9 protein-coding genes are annotated in these 7,050 nt (G+C 64.9%); 6 read left to right on the top strand and 3 right to left on the bottom strand.

Annotation, left to right across the window (positions count from 1 at the left end; genetic code table 11):
- Positions 1-156 precede the first annotated feature (156 nt).
- Together MIC448_RS04930 and MIC448_RS04925 are read right to left on the bottom strand one after the other, a co-directional pair.
- The gene (locus MIC448_RS04930) at positions 157-762 is read right to left on the bottom strand and encodes a DUF305 domain-containing protein (protein WP_036296875.1); all 606 of its coding nucleotides are present in this window, start codon (positions 760-762) and stop codon (positions 157-159) included.
- A gap of 97 nt (positions 763-859) precedes the next feature.
- A complete protein-coding gene (locus MIC448_RS04925) occupies positions 860-1,312 on the bottom strand; it encodes a DUF6153 family protein (RefSeq protein ID WP_036296872.1) in 453 nt (150 codons plus the stop codon).
- A 356-nt stretch (positions 1,313-1,668) separates the two neighbouring features.
- On the opposite strand from MIC448_RS04925, the gene MIC448_RS16600 reads away from it, so the two are divergent.
- From MIC448_RS16600 to MIC448_RS04910, 3 genes are all read left to right on the top strand, one after another.
- The gene (locus MIC448_RS16600) at positions 1,669-1,812 is read left to right on the top strand and encodes a YHS domain-containing protein (RefSeq protein ID WP_306342084.1); all 144 of its coding nucleotides are present in this window, start codon (positions 1,669-1,671) and stop codon (positions 1,810-1,812) included.
- A gap of 62 nt (positions 1,813-1,874) precedes the next feature.
- Positions 1,875-4,007, top strand: coding sequence for a heavy metal translocating P-type ATPase (locus MIC448_RS04915; RefSeq protein WP_373457221.1), 2,133 nt, complete (start codon positions 1,875-1,877; stop codon positions 4,005-4,007).
- A complete protein-coding gene (locus MIC448_RS04910; RefSeq protein WP_158497520.1) occupies positions 4,004-4,156 on the top strand; it encodes a hypothetical protein in 153 nt (50 codons plus the stop codon). The genes MIC448_RS04915 and MIC448_RS04910 overlap by 4 nt, the downstream gene beginning before the upstream one ends.
- Before the next feature lie 44 nt (positions 4,157-4,200).
- Here the strand turns inward: MIC448_RS04910 and MIC448_RS04905 are convergent, their stop codons facing one another.
- On the bottom strand, positions 4,201-4,362 hold the full coding sequence (locus tag MIC448_RS04905) for a hypothetical protein (protein WP_185740470.1): 162 nt from the start codon (positions 4,360-4,362) through the stop codon (positions 4,201-4,203).
- Positions 4,363-4,826: 464 nt separating this feature from the next.
- Here MIC448_RS04905 and MIC448_RS04900 point away from each other — a divergent pair, with 464 nt between their 5' ends.
- The 3 genes from MIC448_RS04900 to MIC448_RS04890 all read left to right on the top strand — a co-directional run.
- A complete protein-coding gene (locus MIC448_RS04900) occupies positions 4,827-5,564 on the top strand; it encodes an ABC transporter ATP-binding protein (RefSeq protein ID WP_036296862.1) in 738 nt (245 codons plus the stop codon).
- Positions 5,561-6,460 carry an ABC transporter permease gene (locus MIC448_RS04895; protein ID WP_036296859.1) on the top strand — a complete coding sequence of 300 codons (900 nt, stop codon included), beginning with the start codon at positions 5,561-5,563 and terminating at the stop codon, positions 6,458-6,460. The genes MIC448_RS04900 and MIC448_RS04895 overlap by 4 nt, the downstream gene beginning before the upstream one ends.
- A partial coding sequence (locus MIC448_RS04890; protein ID WP_036296878.1) for an ABC transporter permease occupies positions 6,453-7,050 on the top strand: 598 nt, incomplete at its 3' end. The genes MIC448_RS04895 and MIC448_RS04890, both read left to right, overlap by 8 nt.

Below are 7,050 nucleotides of genomic sequence, written 5' to 3'. Positions count from 1 at the left end.
AGACCCTCCACGACACCCGGGGCGATTCAGGTCTCCGGTAGTAGTAAAAGGTTTCCGCACCGGGCGACAGATCGCGGGCGGGGGTGCGGGAGCTGGGGGTGTTGTGACCTGGTGAGGCCGGGCGGGCCGTTTCGGGTGTCGACCCGCCCGGAAGTTTCACAGCTCGTTGAGGAGGTCCTGCATGGTTGAGATTTCGGCGGTTTGGTCGTCGATCACCTGTTGGGCGAGGTCGAGGACGTCCTGGTTCTGACCGTCGTCGAGCGCGGTGCGCGCCATGTCCACGGCGCCCTCGTGGTGCATGATCATCTGTTCGAGGAAGAGGCGGCTCGCTTGCGTGGCGTCTGCCTCTTCCAGGGCCGTCATGTCTTCGTCGGACATCATGCCGTCGCCGGAGTCGTCCATTGATCCGTGGTCCATGCCGCCCATGGCGTCGGGGTCGTACTCGACGCCCCAGTTCTCGAGCCAGCCGAGCATCAGGTCCATCTCTGGGCCTTGGGCGTCCTTGATCTGTTGGGCGAGCTCCGCGACACGTGGGTCGAGTCCGTCCTTGGTGAGCACGATGTCGGCCATCTTGATGGCCTGCTGGTGGTGCGGGATCATCATGGTCACGAACATCTCGTCGGCGTCGTTCGCCGTGGCGGTGGACGAGGTATCGGACGATGTGGTGGTTTCGCCTGTCGGTGCTGATGCGTCAGCGCAGCCCGTGAGAACGAGAGCGAGGCTGAGCATGCCAGTGCCGAAGGCAAGGGGAAGCTTCTTCATGAGTAATTCCTTCGATGGGGTCGTGTGTGAGGGGTCGGGAGTAGCGCGCCACGCAGAGGGGACGCGATGATGCCGGCGAGATGCCGGTTGCGACCTATCAGGTACGACTGATCGAGAGGGCTAAGGGCGAGGGTGTGCGCGGCAGGATACTCACAGCCTGCAGGCGCACTGAGGACGCAACGATCTGCAGAGGCGGCCCGAGACGACGGGCCACGAGGATTGGGCGCAGTAGGAGGAGTAGTCCGGCAAGCAGCGCGAGGATGCAGGCCGTGGTCATGTCCGGATGGCCTTGCCCTGTCCCCGAGAGGCAGGCGTCATCACAGGGAACGGAGGCAGCCTCGGAGGCTGCCGGTGTCAGTGCGTCGTGGCCGGTATCCGCGGCCATCGTCGTCGCGGAGTGGTGTGCGGTGACGGTGCCGTGGCCGGCTGGATCCGCACTGAAGGTATGCATGCCAAGCAGGCCGACGATGATCAAGACAGCCGCACCGACGAGCGGGAGAAGGACGCGCAGCGACAGTTGCTGACGCTGAATGCGTGATGCGATCTGCATGCTTGTCTCTCCCCTCCCGCGACACACGCTAGCACCGTCGACTTTGCGCACCCTCGGGGAACTGATTCACCGCCCACAGCCGAGTGACGAGTTCCTGGACCAGTGCGCGAATCTGCTTCAGTAGACGTCTATTTGAGCGAGTTCATGCCGCTCCGCACACTCTACAGGAATACCCCCGGTGGGTATATGGTTGTCCGCGTCAGAGACGAACCACTCGAACGTGAAAGAGGAACACCCACATGTCCGATTCCCCCACTGGATCTTGCTGCAGCCATAACAATCACGGTGCGGTCGCCGCCGAAGGACGCACAGATCTCCTCGCCCCATCCGCGGAGGAACTCGCACAATGCCCCGTGATGGCCGGCAGTGTTGTCGTCAAGGCGGATGCCGAGTCCGCGGGACTGTTCCGCGACTACGAGGGCACCCGCTACTACTTCTGCTGCGCCGCATGCGGCCCCCGCTTCGACGCTGACCCCGCAAAATACGCGGCCGCAGCCTGACTACTTCACTCGCGGGGTCCGCCGCCCTGGCAGCCCCACAGGTTCATTACTCCGAGGAGGATATGACCATGAGCCACTCGCACAACGACGAGGTCGAACATACGCACGCGCATCCCGCTTCCCCCAGCCCGGCCGGGCACGAGACGCACAGTGCCCACGGCGTCCACGGAAACGAGGGCGCCAGTCACGACAGTCACGAGGGTCATGGTGGCCATGGGGATCACGTCGGACAGTTCCGGCGGTTGTTCTGGATCATGCTCATCCTGGCGGTCCCGACCGTTGCCCTGTCGGGCATGTTCTCGATGATCCTCGGCTACACCCTCCCCGACATCCCCGGGATCGCCTGGGTGTCGCCAGTGCTCGGAACGGTGATGTATGTCTGGGGCGGGAAACCGTTCCTCGTCGGCGCCGTCAGCGAAATCCGCTCCCGCAAGCCCGGGATGATGCTCCTGATTGGCCTCGCGATCACGGTCGCATTCCTCGCATCCTGGGGTGCGAGCGTGGGGCTGCTGCATCACGATCTGGACTTCTGGTGGGAGCTGGCACTCCTGATTGTGATCATGCTGCTCGGCCACTGGATCGAGATGCGCTCCCTCGCCCAGACCACCTCCGCCCTCGACTCCCTGGCCGCCCTTCTGCCGGATGAGGCGGAACGTGTCGAGAACGGCGAGGTCGTCGTCGTCTCACCCACTGAGCTCGTCGTTGGCGATGTTGTCGTCGTTCGGCCTGGTGGCAGCGTTCCCGCGGATGGGCGCATTATTGATGGTCGCGCGTCGATGGATGAATCCATGGTCACGGGCGAATCCCGTACGGTCACTCGCGGCACGGGCGACACGGTCACGGCGGGCACTGTCGCCACCGATTCCGGGTTGCGTGTCGAGATCACCGCGACCGGTGACGACACCACCCTCGCGGGCATTCAGCGGCTGGTGACCGAAGCGCAGAGCTCGTCCTCTCGCGCCCAGCGTCTCGCCGACACCGCCGCGGGGTGGCTGTTCTGGTTCGCGCTGGGATCTGCGGCCATCACCGCGATCGTGTGGATATTGGTGGGCTTCCCGGATGCCGCGGTCATCCGCACGATCACCGTCTTGGTGATTGCCTGCCCCCACGCGCTCGGTCTTGCCATCCCTCTGGTCGTGTCGATCGCGACCGAGCGCGCCGCGCGCGGCGGGGTGCTCGTCAAGGACCGTCTGGCGTTGGAGAGCATGCGCACCGTTGACACGGTGCTGTTCGACAAGACCGGGACCCTCACGAAGGGCGAGCCCCGCGTCTCCGAAGTGTCAGTCACCGACGGTCGTGACGCAGACCAGGTGCTCGCCCTCGCTGCCGCCGCCGAGGTAGACAGTGAGCACCCTCTGGCGAAGGCCATTGTCCGTGCCGCTGCCGACAAGAAGCTCACGGTGCCCGGAAGCCGTGACTTCACCTCGTCTCCCGCCGTTGGCGTCACCGCAACCGTGGACGGCACCACCGTCCGGGTGGGTGGACCGCACCTCCTCACCGAAGAGAACGCAGATGAGCTTCCCGTCGTAGACCAGTGGCGTGCCGATGGCGCGATCATCCTCCATGTCGTTCAGGATGGGGACGTCATCGGTGCGCTGAAGCTCGCCGACGAGGTGCGTTCGGAGTCGCGCGAAGCGGTCGACGCGCTGCACGTCTTGGGCGTGCAGGTGGTCATGATCACCGGAGACGCCGAGGCCGTCGCACATGCCGTCGCGCAGGATCTCGGCATCGACCGGGTCTTCGCCGGCGTGCGCCCCGAAGACAAGGCCGCGAAGGTCCAAGAGCTGCAGAAAGAGGGCCGGAAGGTCGCGATGGTCGGCGACGGCGTCAATGACGCCCCCGCCCTCGCGCAGGCCGACGTCGGGCTCGCCATCGGAGCGGGCACGGATGTGGCGATCGCCTCGGCTGGGGTCATCCTCGCCAGCGACGACCCCCGCTCTGTGCTCTCCGTGATCGAGCTGTCCCGTGCGGCGTATCGGAAGATGAAGCAGAACCTCTGGTGGGCCGCGGCCTACAACCTCATCTCCGTCCCCCTCGCCGCCGGCGTCCTCGCACCCATCGGGTTCATCCTGCCGATGTCGGTCGGCGCGATCCTAATGTCGCTGTCCACGATCGTCGTCGCCCTCAACGCCCAGCTGCTGCGACGCCTCGACCTCAGGCCGGAGACCACGACCCGGACCATCCTCGACCGATGACCATGACGAACCCGGAGGACGTGATGGCCGACGCCATTGAACCCGCAACGGCCTGCGACCACGGTGAAAACGGCTACAGCAGCGACAACGTCCGCTACCTCGCCCCCCTTATTCGTGAGGTCCTCCCTGACCTCTTCGCAAGACCCTAACAACTCGCATTCTGTTCGCCAACCGGTGAGGACTGGCGTGAGGACTACTTCATCTCGCCGTTCTGATCGGCGTGCTCTTCCGCACGGAGTCTCTCACGATCGTCCTTTAGACCATCGCGCACACCCTTGCGGACGGCACCGTAGACGGCGTAAGCCAACACCCCAATGGTGACGGCGGTCAGGGCGAGCAATGACAAGGGGTCCATAGGCTCTCCTCCAAATTTCGGTTCACTGTACGCCGTCGGCCGTCGCGGGCTGAGGCTCGTAGTCATGTCGTTCGACCTCGTGGGCGGGCGTCACCAGAAGGCCGAAATGAACGCACAAGAGGCTGCAACTGTTGAGAGACAGAGGCGTTTGGTCGCGCCGCATCCGATACCCCGCCCGGACGGGTGACGGTCCGTCTGTATGCGGACGGATCTCGGGCATTCTCTTCGATGGAGGTCCCTGTCGAGCAGGCCAACGCCGATGATCAGATCAGCCCATATTCGATCCAAGGAGGCAGCTACTCATCCGCCGCCCCGCCGCGACGAATGCAGAGCACCACCATGCTGCGGACATCGCACCCATCGGCACGTCGCGGTCGGAGACGGCTCGTGGACGAAGCAGCTGACATCTGCTCGCCGATCGTCTCTCATCCTGGTCTCATGATCGGGGTTCTAACGTCACTGTCATGAGAGATTCAGCGATCGTCCTGACGCGGCTCAGCCGCAGGTTCGGGGCCACACCCGCGGTCACCGATGTGAGTGTCGAGATCCCGGCGGGCGAGATCTTCGGCCTGCTCGGCCACAACGGGGCGGGCAAGACGACGACGGTCAACATGCTGACCACCCTGCTTCCGCCGACGTCGGGAGACGCGGTGGTCGGAGGGAAGAGCATCATCGCGGATGCTGCGGCGGTGCGCAGTCTGATCGGCTATCTGCCGGAGAACGTGCAGTTCTACGACAATCTGACGCTGGTGGAGAATCTGCAGTTCTTCGGTCGACTGTCGGGGTTGCGCCGCCCGGATGCACGGATCGCGGATGTTCTGCGGTTCCTGGACTTCACGGGGCACGACAGCCAACGGCTGGGCACGTTCAGCAAGGGTATGCGTCAGCGGGTAGGGATCGCACAGGCGATCCTGCACGCCCCGGCCGTTCTCTTTCTGGACGAGCCGACGTCTGGCCTGGACCCGGAGGGCGTCCGAACCCTGCGCGAGACGATCGTGCGACTGAACAAGGAACTCGGGCTGACAGTGTTCATGAACACGCATCTGCTCTCAGAGGTCACCCGCACGTGCACCAGCATCGGCATCCTCAATCAAGGACGCCTGGTGCACCATGACACGGTCGCGAGCACTCTGGCGGCGTATCCCGAAGAGCAGTCGTTGGAGGAGATCTTCTTCCAGCTGGAGCGGGCCGGGACACCGTGAATGGCTTCTGGACGAGCGCCCGGCATGAGGTGCTCAGCATCACCCGCGCACGCATCGCACTATTGCTACTGATGGTGTTCGTCGGCATGGTGTCCGTGTCTGCGATTATCGGATGGATCACCACGCGTACCGTCACCTCCGTGTATGAGGGCATCCTCGCGGCGGGTCTGACCGCCGCGCCCAACCCGTTCACTGACGTGGCCCCGCTGTACTACGCACGTAACTCGGCGATCTACGTTGTCTTGATCGGGTGCCTCATGGCGATCGTCCTCGGCGCGCAGGCCACGCTCCGCGACCGCAAGCAGGGCACCTCCATCCTGGTGCTCACCCGCCCTCTCGCCATCCAGGCGCGTCTGCTCGGGCAGCTGGCCGGGATCGGGCTGGTCCTTGCCACGGTGTCACTGGTGAGCACCCTGATCAGCTGGGTCTCGATCGCGATCATCACCGGAACCCCCCTCGGCGGGGACCTCACCGCCCGGCTGGTGGGCTTCGCGGGCACGTCGTGGTTGCTGCTGATGGTCTTCGCGATCATCGGGATGATCTCCGGCCTGTTCGCCCGCCGCGAGAGCACCGCCTTCCTTGTGCCGTTCGTGGTGTGGAGCGGAATCACATTCGTGCTGCCCCAGTTGGGCTCCGCCGCCCGGCCTGTGGCACTGCTGAACCCCGTGCCGGCTGTTCCCGTCGCGGGGGACTCGTTCTCGGTCCTGTCCGCGTTGACCGGCCCGCTCGCGATCACTGAACAGTTCAAGACGACCGCGAGCGTGCTGCTCCAGAACGACCTGGTGGTCGGCAGCGCCGGGGCCGGTGTCCTCGTCCTGGCGATATTCCTGCTCGCGGGCCTGATCGCGATCACCGTGATCCCTCGACGAAAGATCCGGAGTGCCCTTCATGACTGACATCGCCACGGTGGCCCGCAAAGAGATCCTGGAACTGCGCCGCGACCGCCTTTTCCTCATCCTGATCGGCTTCCTCGCCGTCGTCACCGTGATCTCGGTCGCGGTGGGCGCCGCCGACTTCCGGGCGCAGCTGGACGCCTACACCCTGTACGTCGCAGACGTCACTGCCAGCGGCTCCGGTGTGACGCCCGCCGCCCCGCAGCTGTTCCCCCTGCAACTACTGCGAGGTGGGATGGAGTACCTCGAGATCCTCGGGGCGCTGTTCGCGATCGTGTTGGGTTACGCCACCATTGCGAAAGAGAAGCATCGCGGGACGTTGCCGCTGCTGCTCAGCCGCCCCGTGCAGCGCTTCGCGCTGGCCGGCGGCAAGATCGCAGCCCTTGCGACGATATGGGGACTGGTCGTGCTGGGCCTAGCGATCGTCTCCGCCATCGCGGTCACCACCATCGGCGGGGGAACCCTGACCGGAACCGACCTGGCCCGGCTCGCAGTCAGTTGCGGCTTCGCCTGGTTGTACCTGGTGTTCTGGTCGGCCATCGCGATCGCTGTCACTGTGCTCACTAGGTGCGTGGGTCAGATCCTTCCGTTAA

Source organism: Microbacterium sp. C448, assembly GCF_000582705.2.
Lineage (GTDB): Bacteria > Actinomycetota > Actinomycetes > Actinomycetales > Microbacteriaceae > Microbacterium > Microbacterium lacus_A.
This window is presented reverse-complemented; position numbering and strand designations above follow the sequence as displayed.